The sequence below is a fragment of the Adonisia turfae CCMR0081 genome (genome assembly GCF_011009555.1).
Classification (GTDB): Bacteria; Cyanobacteriota; Cyanobacteriia; order Phormidesmidales; family Phormidesmidaceae; genus Leptothoe; species Leptothoe turfae.
This window is the reverse complement of record NZ_QXHD01000003.1, coordinates 608,796-626,210: the sequence shown is the minus strand read 5'-3', so window position 1 is coordinate 626,210 and position 17,415 is coordinate 608,796. Positions and strand designations below refer to the sequence as shown.

Annotated in this window: 18 protein-coding genes; 8 read left to right on the top strand and 10 right to left on the bottom strand. The window is 47.7% G+C overall.

All coding sequences use genetic code 11. The annotated features are described in order from the left end of the window. Nucleotides 1–260: 260 nt before the first annotated feature. The 4 genes from DXZ20_RS03400 (at nt 261) to DXZ20_RS03385 (ending at nt 4,002) form a co-directional block, all read left to right on the top strand. A complete protein-coding gene (locus tag DXZ20_RS03400) occupies nt 261–1,910 on the top strand; it encodes an ABC transporter substrate-binding protein (protein WP_163696402.1) in 1,650 nt (549 codons plus the stop codon). 83 nt (nt 1,911–1,993) lie between these two features. Next, nucleotides 1,994–3,022, top strand: a complete 1,029-nt coding sequence (locus tag DXZ20_RS03395; RefSeq protein WP_163696400.1) for an ABC transporter permease — start codon at nt 1,994–1,996, stop codon at nt 3,020–3,022. 217 nt (nt 3,023–3,239) lie between these two features. Continuing rightward, nucleotides 3,240–3,503: a hypothetical protein gene (locus tag DXZ20_RS03390; protein WP_163659162.1), complete on the top strand. Its 264-nt coding sequence runs from the start codon at nt 3,240–3,242 to the stop codon at nt 3,501–3,503. Nucleotides 3,504–3,663: 160 nt separating this feature from the next. After that, on the top strand, nt 3,664–4,002 hold the full coding sequence (locus DXZ20_RS03385; RefSeq protein ID WP_163659163.1) for a hypothetical protein: 339 nt from the start codon (nt 3,664–3,666) through the stop codon (nt 4,000–4,002). Here the strand turns inward: DXZ20_RS03385 and DXZ20_RS03380 are convergent. Beyond that, nucleotides 3,974–4,132 carry a hypothetical protein gene (locus tag DXZ20_RS03380; RefSeq protein ID WP_163696398.1) on the bottom strand — a complete coding sequence of 53 codons (159 nt, stop codon included), beginning with the start codon at nt 4,130–4,132 and terminating at the stop codon, nt 3,974–3,976. The genes DXZ20_RS03385 and DXZ20_RS03380 overlap by 29 nt on opposite strands. A 74-nt stretch (nt 4,133–4,206) precedes the next feature. Between DXZ20_RS03380 and DXZ20_RS03375 the strand changes: the two genes are divergently transcribed. Next, the gene (locus tag DXZ20_RS03375; protein ID WP_163659164.1) at nt 4,207–5,064 is read left to right on the top strand and encodes a FecR family protein; all 858 of its coding nucleotides are present in this window, start codon (nt 4,207–4,209) and stop codon (nt 5,062–5,064) included. Next, nucleotides 5,045–7,720 carry a CHASE2 domain-containing protein gene (locus DXZ20_RS03370; RefSeq protein ID WP_163696396.1) on the top strand — a complete coding sequence of 892 codons (2,676 nt, stop codon included), beginning with the start codon at nt 5,045–5,047 and terminating at the stop codon, nt 7,718–7,720. Before DXZ20_RS03375 ends, DXZ20_RS03370 begins: the two co-directional genes overlap by 20 nt. Here DXZ20_RS03370 and DXZ20_RS03365 read toward each other — a convergent pair. The 5 genes from DXZ20_RS03365 to DXZ20_RS03345 form a co-directional block, all read right to left on the bottom strand. Next, nucleotides 7,698–8,447, bottom strand: coding sequence for a metallophosphoesterase (locus DXZ20_RS03365; RefSeq protein ID WP_163659166.1), 750 nt, complete (start codon nt 8,445–8,447; stop codon nt 7,698–7,700). The two genes, DXZ20_RS03370 and DXZ20_RS03365, sit on opposite strands and share 23 nt — an antisense overlap. 352 nt (nt 8,448–8,799) lie before the next feature. Then, nucleotides 8,800–9,825, bottom strand: a complete 1,026-nt coding sequence (gene bioB, locus DXZ20_RS03360; RefSeq protein ID WP_163659167.1) for a biotin synthase BioB — start codon at nt 9,823–9,825, stop codon at nt 8,800–8,802. Between the two features lie 237 nt (nt 9,826–10,062). After that, a complete protein-coding gene (locus DXZ20_RS03355) occupies nt 10,063–10,638 on the bottom strand; it encodes a flavodoxin family protein (protein WP_163696394.1) in 576 nt (191 codons plus the stop codon). A gap of 104 nt (nt 10,639–10,742) precedes the next feature. After that, a complete protein-coding gene (locus DXZ20_RS03350) occupies nt 10,743–11,636 on the bottom strand; it encodes a cold shock domain-containing protein (protein ID WP_163696392.1) in 894 nt (297 codons plus the stop codon). A gap of 106 nt (nt 11,637–11,742) precedes the next feature. Beyond that, nucleotides 11,743–12,828, bottom strand: coding sequence for a radical SAM/SPASM domain-containing protein (locus DXZ20_RS03345; protein WP_163696390.1), 1,086 nt, complete (start codon nt 12,826–12,828; stop codon nt 11,743–11,745). A 197-nt stretch (nt 12,829–13,025) separates the two neighbouring features. Between DXZ20_RS03345 and DXZ20_RS03340 the strand changes: the two genes are divergently transcribed. Together DXZ20_RS03340 and DXZ20_RS03335 are read left to right on the top strand one after the other, a co-directional pair. Further along, complete coding sequence (locus tag DXZ20_RS03340) at nt 13,026–13,259, top strand: hypothetical protein (protein WP_163666077.1); 234 nt, start codon at nt 13,026–13,028, stop codon at nt 13,257–13,259. A gap of 73 nt (nt 13,260–13,332) precedes the next feature. Continuing rightward, the gene (locus tag DXZ20_RS03335) at nt 13,333–13,908 is read left to right on the top strand and encodes a hypothetical protein (RefSeq protein ID WP_163666079.1); all 576 of its coding nucleotides are present in this window, start codon (nt 13,333–13,335) and stop codon (nt 13,906–13,908) included. Nucleotides 13,909–13,975: 67 nt separating this feature from the next. Here DXZ20_RS03335 and acsF read toward each other — a convergent pair whose 3' ends face one another. The 4 genes from acsF to DXZ20_RS03315 all read right to left on the bottom strand — a co-directional run. Continuing rightward, nucleotides 13,976–15,064 (bottom strand): magnesium-protoporphyrin IX monomethyl ester (oxidative) cyclase, encoded by a 1,089-nt coding sequence (gene acsF / locus DXZ20_RS03330; RefSeq protein WP_163666081.1) that lies wholly within the window; start codon nt 15,062–15,064, stop codon nt 13,976–13,978. A 210-nt stretch (nt 15,065–15,274) separates the two neighbouring features. Then, a complete protein-coding gene (locus tag DXZ20_RS03325; protein WP_163696388.1) occupies nt 15,275–16,435 on the bottom strand; it encodes a hypothetical protein in 1,161 nt (386 codons plus the stop codon). 26 nt (nt 16,436–16,461) lie between these two features. After that, complete coding sequence (locus DXZ20_RS03320) at nt 16,462–16,935, bottom strand: hypothetical protein (RefSeq protein ID WP_163696386.1); 474 nt, start codon at nt 16,933–16,935, stop codon at nt 16,462–16,464. A gap of 63 nt (nt 16,936–16,998) precedes the next feature. Continuing rightward, nucleotides 16,999–17,415 (bottom strand): M48 family metalloprotease (locus DXZ20_RS03315; protein ID WP_489670942.1); only part of this gene is annotated, 417 nt, incomplete at its 5' end.

Here is a 17,415-nt window from a genome sequence, read left to right as displayed (position 1 = left end):
CGCTTATTAAAGGTTGAGTAAGTAAGACGTTCAGGTTGAAGCTGCGAGCGGTCTAGCTTGATGTTCATTTTATAAGACCAGCGTTATTTCGCAAGCGTCTAATCCCTGCAATATCAGTAATAATCGCGTCTTTAGTCACCTACTTAATTGCTTGCGACCTCTGAGAATGGTACAACTAGCACCCATGGGCCACGTGTTTGTGTCTGCTATTAAGGCCGGGGATAGACATTTGTGGTCGGCTAGCGTATCGGAGATCCTCTATGTCGGTTCAGTTTTTGAGTGAGCGTGGTTGGCCAAGACCACTGCGCTCACTGGGTTACTACATTGGCCTTTTTAGCCTATGTCTGATTATGGCCGTTGCCTGTGGGGGTAATGGTGGTGAGCAAGCAACTGGTCCCACCACTTCAAATGGCCGTGTTGCCATGGGGACTACCCTGAAGGCCCGTACCCTGGATCCTGCCGATGCCTATGAAATTTTCCCTGGCATTCTGCTTTATAACCTGGGGGATCGTCTCTACACCTATGCCCCAGGCACCACCACCCTAGAACCTCAGCTGGCGACAGATATGCCCACCGTCAGCGACGATGCCCTGACCTATACGATTCCTCTGCGAGAAGGGGTGACGCTGCACGATGGCTCTGCCTTTAATGCAGAAGTGATGGCGTTTTCCATTCAGCGTTTTATGGATAATGGCGGCCGTCCCGCGTTCTTGCTGTCAGAAAAAATTGATACGGTCGAAGCGACTGGTGAATACGAACTGACGATGACCCTTAAGCAGCCTTTTGCGGCGTTTACATCGTTGCTGACATTTTGGGGGGTGACGCCTGTACCGCTAGAAACCTACACCATTGGGGATGGTCAGTTTAAGCCGGAAGAATTTATTGGCTCTGGTCCCTATAAGCTGGCTTCCTTTAGTAGTGATGTGATTAAGCTAGATGCCAATCCAGATTATTGGGGAACAGCACCGGGTAACGAGGGCATTGATATTCAGATTTTCACAAGCCCAGCTAATCTCTACAATACTTTTCGCTCCGGCGGTTTGGATGTGGCTTATCAAACACTGGATCCCGACCAAATTGCAGCCTTAGAACGAGAAGCAGGACAGGGTGGCTGGAATGTGATTGAGGCGGGGTCAACCGTCGTTAACTATATGTCGCTGAACCAAAAGATTGCGCCTTTTGATGATTTGAATGTGCGCAAAGCGGTGGCCGCCATGATTGACCGTAATCTCATTAACGACCGCGCTTTTCAAGGCCAGGCAGAGCCTCTTTATAGCTTGATCCCCAAGAGTTTTGACGTACATGAGCCGGTGTTTGAAACCGCCTATGGCGATGGTAACTATGAGCAGGCGAAGGTATTTCTTGAAGAGGCGGGGATTACGGCGGCGAATCCGCTTGAATTTGAGATTTGGTATCCAACTGCTTCAACCACCCGTAGTGTGGTGGCTAACACCTTAAAAGAAGCGATTGAGTCTAATTTGCCAGGGCTGGTGACTGTGCAAGTGAGTACGGCTGAGTCAGCGACGCTGTGGGAAAACGTGGAGAAAGGGATTTATCCCAGTGTCTTATCTAACTGGTATCCAGACTATTTTGACCCGGATAATTTTGTGCAGCCTTTTCTCAGCTGTAATGAGGGGTCTGAAGAAACGCTCTGTGAAAAAGGTGCAACCCAGGGGAACGGCTCGTTTTATTACAGTACTAGGACCAACGATCTGCTGGCTAAGCAACGTGCAGAGCAGGATGAATCGGTTCGTAGTGACGTATTTAAAGACTTACAGCAGGTGATGGTAGAGGATGTGCCTTATATTCCACTCTGGCAAAACAAGGACTATGTCTTTGCAGCCTCAGGGGTGGATGGTGTAGCCATTGAGCCAAACCAGCAATTTTTGCTATGGCAAATCAACAAATAAATGGTTTTGGCGAATTCTTGTGTAGGGGCGTTCCATGGAACGCCCCTACACAAGCTTGGTTTGGTTAGATAGGGGGGAAATACATGGCATCTCGGGCTAATGCGCTGCGTTATTATGTGCTGTCGCGGTTGATGCTGGCACCGTTGATGATCTGGACGATCACAACGGTGGTGTTTTTGCTGATGCGGGCAACGCCGGGCGATCCGGTGGACGCGCTGTTGGGACCCAGGGCACCGATTGAGGCGAAAGAGGCATTGCGATCGCAACTTGGCCTCGACAAGCCCCTATTCTTTCAATACCTAGATTACCTGGGTCACCTGCTGCGCTTTGACTTAGGTAGCTCTATTGCAAGCCAGGGCCAAACCGTTTGGCAAATCATCGGCGATCATTTCCCTGCCACCGTGGAACTCACATTTTGTGGCTTGACCATAGCCGTCATCGTGGGGATCACCGTAGGTTCGATCGCGGCATCACGTCCTAATACGCCCATTGATGCAGGTGGCAGGCTATTTGGCATTCTCACCTATGCCACACCCATGTATTGGTTCGGCATGATTCTACAGCTGGTATTTGCCGTGCAGTTGCGCTGGTTTCCCATTGGCACTCGGTTTCCCCTTCTACAAACCCCTCCCGATGGGCCTACGGGCCTCTATCTGTTGGATAGCTTACTCCATGGCAATCTGTCTCAGTTTGGGACAGCTCTATATCACTTAGCCTTACCCAGCCTGACCCTCGGTATTTTGATTAGCGGTGTTTTTGAGCGCATGGTGCGAGTCAACCTCAAGCAGACTCTACGGGCCGATTATGTGGAAGCGGCTCGTGCCCGTGGCATTCCCGAATTTCGCATTATCACTGTCCATGCCCTCAGGAATGCCTTGATTCCTGTGATTACCATTCTGGGGCTGACCTTTGCGTCCCTATTGGGGGGTACCGTCCTGACCGAAGTCACCTTCTCCTGGCCTGGCCTGGCCAATCGATTTTTTGAAGCTATTTCTCAACGAGATTATGAAGTCGTGCAAGGGTTGATGACATTCTTTGGCACCATCGTAGCCCTCGTCAGTATTGCCATTGACATCCTCAATGCCTATGTCGATCCCAGGATTCGATATTGACGCAGTTCCATAACTTTATACAAGTTTATAATTCAAAACATTGATTTTTGTAATAGTCTTGATAGAGCCCTACAGTTCCAGTCACTATTTGCTCGCTCATCAGCATCTTTGTTTTGAATAGCTTGATAAAGTCATGTCCCCATTAATAGACCAGAAGGCGTCGTGGCTGGCCTTTTTTCGACATTCGTGGCTGGACAAAGTACTCCAGTCCTTCACTATGGGGATAGTGGTTTTGGTATTTGCCGCAGGGGTGAGTAACGGAATGGCTAAGGTACCACCAACGGTCAAACCCCAACCCTCGGAACCTCAAGCAGTGATATCCTCCCTACTGCTCCCTACACAAGCGAGAACTCGTTTGCGGCATCGGCGGCTGACCGCAGCATTGATGACAAGTCATCACCTGACCGCAGCCCATGTCTTTAGCCCCAAACCATCCGGCAAATTATCGGCAGAAACCCGTGAAATGTCTAAACAGGGATAGTTTGCCCCCTCCGAATATGAAGCATGGTTGCTTCTGCAGGATTTTTATAGAAGTGAGGACACCTGATGTGGTTATTATTTAGGTGTTTCTTAGCTTTGGTGATATAGGCTTGAACAGTTTTCAAAAGTTCATGTGTTGTTTGGCGACAGCAAGCACATTTATGATGCTGTCGGTTGGTGGTGTATCGGCTCAATCTGAGGATTGTGACTTTTTAGTCTCTCCCCAAGAGTTCAATACCTTTGAGAATGACGACAGAATTGTGATTGGCCATGTTACAAGTCGGCCCTATATTGTGCTGCTAACCCATGATCTTGAAGAAAGCTTGCCTACGATTCGTGCCTGTATTCCTGACGCGTTTTTGACATCCTCAAGGTTAGGTAGCTATGTTCATGTTGCATCTTTTGACAACTACAGAGATGCAAAAGAACTGGTTGACTCCATTGATGAGTCTTTATCGCTCGATGTACGCGTCATTCATCGTGCCCGATTAGGTCGATAAACGTTATTCCTGGTGGTGTTTCTAGTGGCAGGCGGCTTATGCCTTTTAATAGCAACTGTTTCGGCCAAATGGCCTGAATCCACAGGCCATTGGCATGACCTTTAAGATTACGGCGAAACAGTCGTGCCATGATTTGTTTGTTGGTAATCTGTGCACACATCATGTATAGAAGGACCTAACAGGATGAAGGGGCTCAATCGCAACATGTTATCTCGTTATTTACGCCCACGTCGCCTGGTAATACTTACCGGTCTCGCCGTGGTCGCCGCGAGTATTTCCCTAAAAACAGATGCTCGCCCTCTCTCGGTGCGCGTAAACCGCTGGCTAGAATTACGTAGCTTTAGCGGTACCGTCGATGTTCGACAGAGTAGTCAATGGGGACGTGCTCAATCCGGTCAGCGTTTGGGGGCAGTGGGTGATGGTATACGTACAGGAGCCGGTTCCCTCGCCCGACTCGCCGTCGATACTCAAGTGGGTTTTGTTAGTGTCTCTGAAAATACATTGCTGAGTATTATAGAGTTCTACACTACTCCACGGGGCGGTAAAGTTACAGAACTGGATGTCAGTCGCGGCCAAGCCAGAGTCTTTGTCAGACCGTTTACTAATCCTGATTCTCGTTTAGAGATTCGCACCCCAGCCGGTATCAATGGAGTGCGGGGTACAAATTTTGGTATTGCAATTCAACCCAGTGGCCGGTCGTCACTTGTTGTTGAAGAGGGTAGTGTGGCTTCTGAAGCTCAAGGGGTATCGGTACCCGTAAATGCTGGATTTCAAAATTTTACGATTCCGGGAGAACCCCCTTCTGAACCAGTACCTATTACTGAGGAGCCTAATTTTAACCTTTTAAGGTTAGAACGTCAGCGGCGTGAGGATGAATCAATTGTTGTCGTAGAAGGAAATACCTTTCCTGTCAATTTATTGGTGATTGAGGAAGAAACTCAAGAGATCGATACTGAGGGGAACTTCGCATTAGAATTGCCTCTGTCTGCTAATCGACGTATTGAGGCGACTGTTGTTACTCCCCTTGGCAAAACGCAAATCTATGAGTTGGTGGTCCCCTAACTGGCTGAGACTCTTGCGGCGATGTGAGCCATTGTTGCCAGGGTTATTTGTCAGTAGTTTTGTTGTCTCATTGTCCTACCTAGGGCTGATCAAGCCGCTTGATAATATTTCAAGTGATGTGCTAATTCGATTACGTGGATCAAGGGCGTGGAGTGATGAACTCATCGTCATTGGCATTGACGATCGAACGTTAAAGAAACTAGGAAGCCACCCACTACCACGCTCTAACTATGTTGAACTGTTAGAATTTTTGTTGGAAAGTAATAATCGGGTGGCTGCTTTTGATGTGTTGATGCCAGACAAGACTAAGGATGATGCTGCCTTGGCTGAGGTAATGGCAGCGCATCAGGGCGTTGTTTTGGCTGAGACAGTTGATGAGGAAGGGGAAATACTACAAGCGCATGATTTGCTTTATAAAAATGCGATCGCAAGTGGCCATATTGATGACTACAGTGATGACTTTGATGGTGTAACACGACGCCACAAAATTCACATTAATAACAGTCGTTCCTTTGCAAAAGCAACAGCTGAAGCCTACAGCCTGACAACGGATATTCTAGATATTCCCTCGTTTGACAATGGGGTGATGCTGCTTAATTGGCCAGCCCCTGTTGCAGATCTTCCCTTTAGAAGTTTTATCGATGTTTTAGAGAGAAAGATTCCTGTAGAGGACTTCAATAATAAGATTGTCATCATCGGTGATATGGCCACTGGTCGAGACCGATGGATTCGCACACCGTTTGATAAAGATACTCCTGTCGAAGGTGCCTTTGTTTATGCCGCTGCTTTACATAATCTCTTACAGGAAAATTGGCTAAGAACAATCAATCCACATTTCGTCGCCGCTATGCTGCTGCTGGTCGGCCCCATCATCAGTTGGCGATTGCAGGGACGATCTTTTGTGCCTCAGTTAGGTATCTGGATTATTGGTACAGGTAGCTGGTTTATTATTTGTTGGCTAGCCATATACCAAAACTATGCCCTGCCAGTGGTAGCGCCTATGCTGGTGCTTGGTTTAACCGAAAGTTTTATTGTATTTACCGATCGCTTGCGTAGTAGTGCCATTTTGCAAGCTCGTAATGAGTTCCTCGGCACCATGAGCCATGAGTTGCGTACACCACTTAATGCCATTATCGGTGTCTCTGAAATGATGCAAGAAACTAACCTGGATCCTAGACAGCGAGAGTTTAGTGAGACTATTCAGAATAGCAGTCAAGCCCTGTTGGCGTTGATCAACGATGTGCTCGATTTTTCTAAAATTGAAGCTGGGCGACTTGTGCTTGAAGAACATCCAGTCAATCTTCGCAATTCCGTGGAAGAGAGTTTGGACATAGTAGCTACCCGTGCTGCTAACAAACCCTTAGATCTTGTCTATATGGTGGATCCTGAAACACCACCTGTGATTATTAGCGACCCCATTCGACTCCGACAAATTTTACTTAATTTACTAAGTAACGCAGTTAAATTTACCGACAAGGGTGAGGTGGCTGTGATGGTGCAGTTAGCCCCTAGCGATGATCTGGGTGTCCCGGTTATCCGTCGTGCCCATCCTGCTACTCAATCCGTACTGTTGCTATTTACTGTGCGAGATACTGGTATTGGTATTCCGGCGGATCGACTGGCCCAGATTTTTGAGCCATTTCGTCAGGCAAGCACATCGACTACCCGTAAATATGGCGGTACTGGTCTAGGGTTGACCATTAGCCAGCGTCTGGCGGAAACCATGGGTGGTCGTCTGTGGGTTGAGAGTGAGATTAACAAAGGGAGTTCGTTTTTCTTCACGATTCGAGCCCATGTTGATCCTGTTACGGTTCAATCAGAGCGACCTGAAGCCCTAGCTAATTGGGCTGATCAACGTATTTTAGTGATTGACAAAAACATCACTCGCCGTACCAGTTTGAGGTGGCAATTAGAGGTTTTAGATATGGAAGTTGTCTTTTGCCGCAGCGTTGCTGAAGCCTTACTACTAGTTCAGCAAGGACAACAATTTGACAGCCTGATTTTAGATGCTGCAATTACTAAAATTGATAGGTTTAGTGCCATCGAATCGTTGCGGCAGGCCATGGATAAACCTAACATGCCTCTGATTTTGCTGGCAGATCTCAAGGAGAATCTCAGTCAAGAAGAACAACCTGACATAGCAATTGTTTGGAAACCTATCAAACAGGCAGCCTTATATCGTGCACTGATGCACATTCATCCTAAATCGGTTCCTGCACCTGTGATTAATTCTGCCTCAGAGTGTATTGAGGATGGTGATCAATCGTTAATGAGACTGAAGGTTCTGATTGCAGACGATAATCCAGTAAACCAGCGTGTTGCTCAACACATGTTGCAATTATTAGGACACCAGGCTGATACTGTCGCCACTGGTGGAGCAGCCATTGAAGCGGTGGAACAAGGAGACTATGATGTCATCCTGATGGATATGCGCATGCCACAAATGAGTGGTGTAGAAGCCACTCGTCGCATTCGCCAGCTGGGCCAGAAAATTCTTCAGCCTTGGATTATTGCAATGACGGCTAATGCCAGTTCTGAAGACCGTGATTACTGTCTCAAGGTAGGTATGAATGACTATTTAAGTAAGCCAATTCGTCGTGACAGCCTTGCTCGTACGTTTATGAATATTAATTCTAGGAATTTACCAACTGACTAGAACGCTGTTTAATTTTATGTTGTTCTACCGTTGCTGCAGCGTCGTGAATCGGGCGTATGCGCAGCATGTTATTGAATACATTGAACTGGTAAACCATCGAGCCATCCATATCTAGTGCTGTGAGCCAGCCACTTTTAGGATGATAAGCCCCTGTGTCAATGTCCAACCAACCAGGACCTCTAGCAATTTCTCCCGGTTCGACACCCGGTAAAGTAAAGGTGATCGTGTGGCCCGTAATAATTAGCTTATCTGGGAAATAAGGTTGTTTATGGCTATGGAAACCATCGCGAATCCAGCAATATTCATGGCTTGTTTGTTCTTCTAGGGTGCGTTGGGGATTTAATCCTGCATGTACAAGCCAGATATCTCCCAGGTCCATATAGAGCGGTAGGTCTTGAATCCAGTGGACGTGGTCAAATAAGTCGTCAACGCTGGTGTAGCTAGAAAGCGTAGATTGTCCGCCGCTGTAAAGCCATCCCTGGAATGCGGGCATATGGGCTTCTCCGTTGGGAAAGGCTTCTAGCAGTAATTGCTCATGGTTACCCATCACACACCGATAACCATTGTCACGCACGTAATTAACGACTTGACGGCTCTGAGGCCCCCGATCAATTAGGTCTCCGACAAAGTAAACCTCATCTTGGAGATTTAGATCCACGGCTTCCAGCAGTCGCATTAGACCGTCATAGTGGCCATGAATATCACCAATAAAAATACGACGAGGCATAGCAGTTGTGCTTATGTTTGATGTGAGTAGTTTGTTTGCCTACCGAACTATTGCCGGAGTGTGACATTTAAGCGCTGAAAACAACGCTGTAGATCAACTACCAGCAGATGCATTGCTCTAGTATGCCTCTTCCATACCTGTAGACAACACATGAATTGGCAGTATTTTCCAATGCTTTAAGTAAGGTTTATGGCAGCAACAGAAGTTGTTTGAAATAGGTTGCAGTGACTGTATTTAGGAATCTCTATGTTATCCATAGATTCATTGACGGGCTAATGAATTCTTGGATAAGGCTCAGTGTATTTTCTGGTACATCATTTTTTCATGTTTACCGACTTTCTTCAACTAACGTTCATGCAATATTTTCTGGCAGTGGACTGCCGTCCGGCGATTCTAGGACAAAGCCTGCATCCCTGACCATGGCATAGTCTTGTGTGGCACTTTGGCCTGCTGTGGTTAGATAATCACCGACAAAAATAGAATTGGCTGGATATAAGGCAAGGGGTTGCTGCGATCTCAAATGCACTTCCCGCCCTCCGGCAATCCGAATTTCCTGGGCTGGCAGTAAAAACCTGAACAAACACAGGATTCGCAAACAACGTTGAGGCGTAAGCTCGCTGCGACTAGCAAACGGAGTACCTTCGATGGGAATCAAAAAATTCACTGGCACGCTGGTCACATCCAGCTCTCGGAGGGATTTTGCCAGATTGATAATATCTTCATCCGATTCACCCATACCTAAAATGCCGCCTGAGCAGGTGGTTAGCCCAGCAGCTTGTACCGCTTTTACAGTGTCTAGACGATCTTGATAGCCATGGGTTGTGCAGATATCGTCATGGTGGGCTTCAGCTGTATTCAGGTTATGGTTAATGCGATCAACTCCGGCGGCCTTGAGTTGATGGGCTTGTTCCTCATTCAATAGCCCCAACGTGGTGCATACCCGCATTGGGTAGTCAGCTTTAACCGCTTGTACTGCATCTAAAATTTTCTCAAACGTCTGAGGTGAGGGCGTGCGGCCTGAAATAGCCATACAAAAAGTACCAGCCTTGAGCTGGTGGGCGCGATCGGCAGCAGCCAAGATCCGCTCTTTTGCCATCAGTGGATATTTTTCAATGTCTGCGGATGAGATTTTTGATTGTGAACAGTAGTGACAGTCTTCAGGGCAGAGACCACTTTGGGCATTGAGCAAAAAGTGGAGTCGTACTTGATTGCCCCAGTAGTGGTGACGTACCCGGTATGCCGCTGCCAACTGTGCCAAAATTTCTGTGTCATCAGCCCGTAGCACCCTCAATGCATCTTGGTGGTCAATTATCTGACCAGCCAGGGCCTGCTCGGCTAGCTGGTTCCAATCAACTGAGGTGCGTACAGATTGAATCATCCTATGGACTCCTTGTGACAACGGCATACGTGTGCCACCCTCTACGTTAATACGAGATGGGATTTTGAGGGGAGAACAATGCGAGAAGGACTTAGGACAAAGTTGAGAGAGTTATGAATTTTGAATTTTAAGTTCAGCCCTGCATCACTTTCGTGATTATCCAAGGTGGTTCAACCATAATTCAGCATAACCTTCGGGAAGCTGCTAAAGCGTCTACAAAACTCATAACTCTCATCCCTAGGCTGCAATCTTTTGTGCCACAGTGACCACACGTTGTCCGTATAGGCGAGCTGATTCTAGATCACCGGGTTCTACGTTTGCAGGTGAACCACTCATATCCAAATAGCTTTGCCCCATAGACCCCATAAAAGAGCCTAAGCGATTCACACCAGTCTCAGGATTGGGTAGTTCTGCGTTGCCGACCCAAATCATGCCGTGCTGTGCCGCATTGATCGCGAGGTAGAGCAATGTGCCTTGCTTGTCACCACTGGGGGAAGCCGAATGGGTAAATCCCCCTGCAACTTTATCTTTCCAGCCCTGTTGAAACCAGGTAGCACTAGCGGCATCAATAAAACACTTAAACTGCCCAGCTACACCTCCCATGTACGTAGGAGTGCCAAAGACAATGCCGTCGGCTGCAGTGAGGGTGGTTAAGATGGCGTCATCCTGCCATCGACCATTCACAATTTGCTCACCCGTAATGCGCAGCAGGTGAGCTGTTTCACCAGTGGCTTCTACGCCTTTGGCAAGTGATTCAGCCATCAGATGGGTGTGACCTTGGCCAGAGAAATAGACTATTGCAATGGCAACCATAATCAAATAGAAAGACAACTAACCCAAATTTTAAGTTCAAAAAACTCGAACTAGTGATTGGGAATGGTTAACTTTCTTTGACAAAAGTTGCATCTCAAGAATCGCTATAGAATCCGAATGTGGTCTGCGTAGGCCTTGCCTTCAGTAATATGGGCGGTAACCTCAACATCCATGCCCCGCTCTAGTTGGCAAAATACTTCGTTGCCAATATATTTTTGATGGAAAATAATGTCGCTGGAACCGTCATGGGGTGCGATATAACCATGGTGGTTGTTCTTTTTAAGTTTGAATAATAGTTTTACAATCCCCGTTTTTGTAATGGCTCTTGGGTCAGCAGTAGGTGTTGACGTAGATTTTGGCGTGGCTTTCTCGGGCTGTGGCAGCTGTTTAGTATTTAGCTGTTTAGCAGCATCTATGGCGAGTAATGATGGGGATGGTTGCGTTTTGTTGGTGTCGATGTCTGTGTCGCGGCGGAATGTAATCTCTGAAGAAAAGTGCTCTAAATTTCTGATGTGTTCGTGAGGTAAACTCTCTTCTTTTGGTGTCTCTGTTGAAACGACTCGGGGTTCTGGCTGGTCTCTTCTAATCTTATTTTGAGTGAAAAATGTTTTTGCTGAATCTAACGTTTGCTTTGGTTGTTCCTGCACCCGATTTAGTTGAGTCGTTGGGTTGGATAGTTGCTTGCTTAAACTTTGTACTGCTGAACAAGGAGAGTACTGATAGTCACTGAGTAATATTCTGAAATTAGAAGAGTTGGCTGCCCTGTTGGCGGCTGGGTTGGGTGATGGAGCTTGTTGTTGTTGTTTTATGGGCGATGTTGTATCTGTTAGCCCCTGTTCTGGCTGATTTTCCTGCACAGGCATCTGGGGCGGGAGTTGCTTTGATGACGTTAGTCGCTGTGGGGGTGAGGGATAATGACGGCGATTTTGTTCTCCTTTAAACTGAGTTAATATTCTTCTCAGCCAGTTTAAAAAAATCCGTATAAGTCGCCGTCCCATGGGCACCTAAGCAGTAAAGTGACACCCTATCTTACCTCTGCTTCGAGCTTTTCTAAGGTAGAGCGCTACTGGTTGGCTGCAAAGTCAGCTACGCTCAGCGTAGCCCCTAAACTTCGCCCCAACCTGGCTGCAAACGTTTCATGATGGGGTTATACACCTTAAAGTAAGCAACTGAACCTACTTGCCGCACGAATGCTTTTTGGGATGTGTCCGCTCCCATGCAACGTTGACACACGGGATTGGTGACTTGGAAACGGTTAAATCCCTGGCGGAGGCCGCAGGCTGGCTGCTGTGTATCCAAAATATCGCTTAGGGAGTGATCTTGCAGATTGCCTAGCGGAATCTGACCATCGTAGTCTTTACAGCAGGGCACAACGGTGCCGTTGTACAGAATGCCTGCTTGGTCTGACGTACCGTTGCAATAACCAAACTTGGCGGGGATGACCTCTGTGCTCTCCACATTTCCCCAGCTATCCAGGGGGAATGTTTCTAGGGCAAGTTTGGGAGTAAGTTCGATAACCTGCCACCGACCTGGCTTATGGCGGGCAATACGTTGACGCAGGTCATTATCGCTAGGCCGTTGATCGCAACCGTCCAGTAATCGATCGGCCCAAGCGGTTAGTTCTTGTTGCATCTGGGCCTTGCCTTCGACCACATGCATCTGTTTGTGCGGTACCAAAAATGGGTGTGGTGTAGTGTCTAAGAATTTTAGGTGTACCCGGGTTTTAGAGGTGGAATCGGCGAGGTTAGCCCTGACATATTGGGTAATGCCATCAAAGTATTGCTCAGGTTTGAGCTTGGGGGGCGCACCCCGAATAATGAACGTGACTGGATCGGGAGTTTGTAGCGAGATGGTAACTTTCGGAATACCGGAGGCAATTAGCTGCTGACGATGTTTAGGAAAGATGTGAAACGTGCTGCCATTGGTGGTGAGATGTAGGTTTAATCCTCGTGCCAATGCCATATCGATGGCTTTAAAAATGTGGGGATAGATTAAGGGTTCGCCCATCAGGTGAAAAGCAACGATTTTGGCCAGGTTCCGTTCGGCGATCTCATCTAGTGCTTTTTCCAGCAGGCTCAGGTCCATATGGCCACGCTTACGTTCCATGATGGCGTCTGGGCAAAAGTCACATTTAAAGTTGCAAACGTTAGTAACTTCAAGGTGGATGCGCTCAAGACGGTAGCTGACCATTGCAAAGATGATTAATTTATAAGGTCGCCCCAGCTTAACAAGGTCGTGTGAAAGCAGGCTGAGAATTTTGTAGGGATGTAAACCGAATAGGTCTGATATGACGGGGATCGGCCATTTATCTTGCTGAGAGATTAAGCTTTTTGGGAGAGTCACTTGCCTACTGGAAAGTTGGCTCTAGCCTGATAAGGAATCTTTTTATGCTCAGGGAAATTATGACCGTATCGACATCAACTGATGATTTGATTAGGCTTTCGGAAGTAGAGCGCATTGATCTACTCAAGGGCTATGCAGAGCAAGATGCTATTTTTGGTAGCCCCAATCCACGCTATAAGCAATGTAAGGTGTATTGCGATCGCTACCTCGATATCCGCATCCAATTAGTAGGTACCGATGGCTTAACCGATGCTGACTGGGATTTGACCATTTTCTAGAAAACGGGCTTGTCAAAACGTTCAATTTCTAAGTCAGGGGTAAAATTGGCAACGCAGCTCCTAGCTAAACAAAATGAACGAGAGTGCAGCCGTTTTAGACCAAGCCACAGGAGCGCAGAGAACATCATCTGCTGCGCTCCCCCCAGCTACAGACTTAGTAACAGCATTACAAACCACAGAAAAGCGCATTAAGCATAGCTATTCCTTAACTGACTTAGTTGGCACTTGGCGGCTGTGCTTTATCACAGGCACCAAAAAAACACGCCAGAAAGCAGGGGTAGCTCTAGGGGCAGGCCGATATCTGCCTAAAATCATCAAGATTCAGCTCAACTATCAAGCCACGGCAGATGATCAAGGTCTGGTGAAAAATTCGGTCAGCCTAGGCCAGTTGAAGCTGGAACTGACCGGCCCTGTCAAATTTTGGCATAAAGCTCGGTGCTTAGCATTTGACTTTACCCAGATCCAGATTGTGTTAGGTGGCCTCACTTTATATAAAGGTCGAATGAGACCCGAGGCAGCTGATCAGGAGTTTTTCCAGCAATCTCTCAAAGAACAAGCCTTCTTTAAGTACTTTTGGGTAACTGAGACGGGCATTGCGGCCCGTGGCCGAGGCGGTGGCTTAGCCCTGTGGTATCGGGAGGATGGATAGCCAAAAAAACAAACAGCCGGGCCTTTTTGCAAAAAGGCCCGGCTGTTAACGTTGAAGCAACTGTTATCTAGCGAACAACGCCACGGGTAGTTGCCATATCGATGGGCTTCATGAAGTAAAGCTGAACCATTTTCACACCGATTTTTGCGATGTGAGGCAGCTGACGTAGAAGCTTCACAGGCTTAGGCTGATTGCTCTTGCCAATCTCAGCGACCTTCAAGCTGGCATCAGACGCTGTATCCATATGCTTGAAGAAGTCGGGGTGCTCTACATTCAGCATCACAGGGAAGACCTTAGCAGCTGACTCATTGGTCTTTTTGATGACGTGAATATCGTACTCACGTGCATCTAGACCTAGAGATGCGTAGAAGCCACTGCGCTGAATATCATTCAAGAACATCGTGGCAAATACCGACAGCAGGAAGAAACGGCACCATAGCTTAGCCTGCCAGTCATTGAGAATCTGGGGCTGCGCCTTCATGATGGCGGAGAAGAAGTCACCATGGCGGTTCTCATCCTGACACCAGTTCTCAAAGAACTGGAAGATAGGATAAATCCGATTCTCAGGATGAGAATCTAAGTGACGGAAAATAGTGATGTAGCGCCAGTAGCCAATCTTCTCAGACAGATATGTGGCATAGAAGATGAACTTAGGCTTGAAGAAAGTGTAGCTCTTGCTCTTGGTCAAGAAACCAAGGTCTAACTGGAGGTTGAAGTCCGACATCGCCTTGTTGAGGAAGCCTGCATGGCGAGCTTCATCGCGGGACATCAGGGTAAAGCCTTCAGCTAGAAGGGGGTTTTTGTCCTTAAGACGACGACCTAACTCCTTATAAAGCAGGAATCCAGAGAATTCAGCTGTACAGGAGCGCTCTAGAAATTCAATAAATAGAGCTCGAGTGTCACCATCAATGTGCTCCCACGACTGGTCAAACACATCGGTCCGCACGAAGTGGTGGCGGTTATAGTCAGCACGAAACTCTTCTATGATGGCGCGTACCTCATCTTCATTGACGGATAGGTCCATCTCGGCCATTTCGTCAAAGTCAGTGGTATAAAAGCGAGGGGTGAGGATCGTGTCTTTAGAAGGTGCCTTAACCCCAGGCCGTAGCTCATCAAATCGAGTATTTTCCTGAGGTTTCCTTAGGGAATCTACCATGAGTCCTCTATCAAGATATTTATGGTTAAAGCGCTATGAAACCGCATTAAGGTGTCGGGCCAGTAAATTGATAAAAAACTGGCATCGTACGTGGATTCTAGTCTACCAAGGTCATTGACTTGGAGCAGCCCGCAGGTAACAAATAGGTTACATTTCGCAATAAACCCATACTTACCAGTGCGTCTAGTGAATGGGGATAATAATAAAAACCTATAGTCGTTCAGGTGTGGGTAAGGATTGATCACCCCGCAGACGTCGCCAAAGAGGGCTGCAAATCCATATCAATACAAACGGCAATAGGGCAAACCAAAGGGTTTGGTAGCTGAGTAAACCAAATAGGCCAAAAACCTGACGAGGCATGGGCGTGGTATTCCAAAGTAGGCCAACTAGTAACGCTGAGCCCATTGACCCTGCTGCCAACAGTGATGATGGCAGTTTGTTTAAGCATTGGAGTCTTAAAACTTTGGGATAAAACCGTTCATACAGCTTTTGCCAATCTGGAAAAGCGGCATACATGCTGAGCACCGATGTGAATGGAATGCCCAATAACAGTGTGTTGAAACTATGGAAAATAGGGGCTAGTCGAAAGAGCAGAGCTTGGGCAAACCGATTAAAGAGAACTAGAACAAAGCAGGTTTCAAATAGCAGCACCACATACTGTGAGGGAATTGACAACGCAGCAGTACGGCCTATGTGTGGTCCCAATGGATGAATGGGAAACCCATTGGTGAGATGGCTTTTAACTCCCTTTGCGAGGATAAAATCGCCCACTAGCCGGGGTTCAACCAGCCAAGCCACCTCCATCAATTTCACCGCCGCCGCCGACAGAAATAAGATGGATAAAATTACCATGAGCCCGCGTGCTGGCCATATGTAACGCCAGGAAGATGAATGAGGTGAGGTGGCGGGGTGCCCATGCTTTTGTTTTAGTAACGCATCAATGGAGTAGGTCTCGCCCCATCTAGAAAACAGCATGAACAAGGGGACATAAAACACCGTGAGTACAATGGTACGTTCTTGAATGAGAAAGCCAGTGCGAAACCCTGCTAACCCAAATCCCATGAGTAAAACACCTAGGGTGGCTAGACGGGTTCTATACCCTAGCAATAGCAACACTAATGCCATCACCAAAAGTGTTTCCATGGCAGCGTAGCCGCCGTCTGGTAGTGGCGATAGTCCACTCAATAAAATAGTTGGGTCCCAGCGACTTGCGGGCACCAGGTTCAGCTCAGAGAAGTTTAAGGGGCTGAGAAACCAGAGATAGAACAAGCTATAAACAATGCGATAGAGGCCCATGCGTCCAGCCGCATTTTGGGCAGGGCGTGTGAGCCACTGAACATAGCGACGTTCAATCCGCTGAAAAAATCTCATAGGGGCTTAGACAGGCTTAGACAATTTCAGTCTGTGGGATGGGCAGCAAAACGATCAATCAGAACAGTCTGGGCAGGTTGATGAATGTCCATGGGAGGCTGTTGGTCAAAGTCGACTTGCCAAAAGTAACGCCAAGCCTCAACCTGCTCAATTTTGGTGTCAAGGGCAAATTCTATTTGTTGAATCAGGTAAGGGCGATAGATCGCCTGCTGTTCAGCGTTGCCTTCTATGGCATTTTGCACCAGCTGGTGCCCAGGGGTTTGGTTAGAGGTGTCGTTATCCAATGTGTAGAGATCCATGGGGCGTAAGACATGCTGTTGCCCAGAACTGTCTACAACGTGGAGTTCAAGACGACTCACTTCAGTGGGGGGGCTATAGCCATCACCAGTGGAATACATGTCCCACCAGGTGAATGGCCAAAGACTTCCTCCCAGGGCTAGTAGCAAAAAGGATATGCCTGCCGTGAAATATTTGGCTAATCGTAGTTCCTGAGCTTCCATGAGCGTCAGTTTATCCCATGGCTGATGTGAGGTGAAGTAGGCCAGCTTGGAAACTAATAGACCCTATTCTGCTGCCTCATCTGTCGTGACAGGCTCTGTTTCAGCATCCATGGCTTCTTCTTGCTCCTGTTGAACGTCCTCAACGGCTTCTTCGATTTCGTCATCGTCGGCAACCGTTTCATCTTCAACGGTTTCGCCGTTTTCAGCTTCATAGGCAGCGAGTTCTGCCTCGGCCCTGGCTTGCTGCGCTTCGTGACCCAGTACACCCTCGTAGGCATAGCGGTTGTAGCCGCCATTTTCGACAATGGCTTGTAGATAATCCACGCGGTCCTGGGGGGCTGGGTGGGATGCAAGCCAGGGGACAACTTGACGGTCTCCGTAGCGCTCTTCTAAGGCAAGCATGAGACCATGCATGCCATCGGCGGCATAACCGCTGGAGGCCAGGATTTGAGTGCCGACGATATCTGCTTGTCGCTCCAT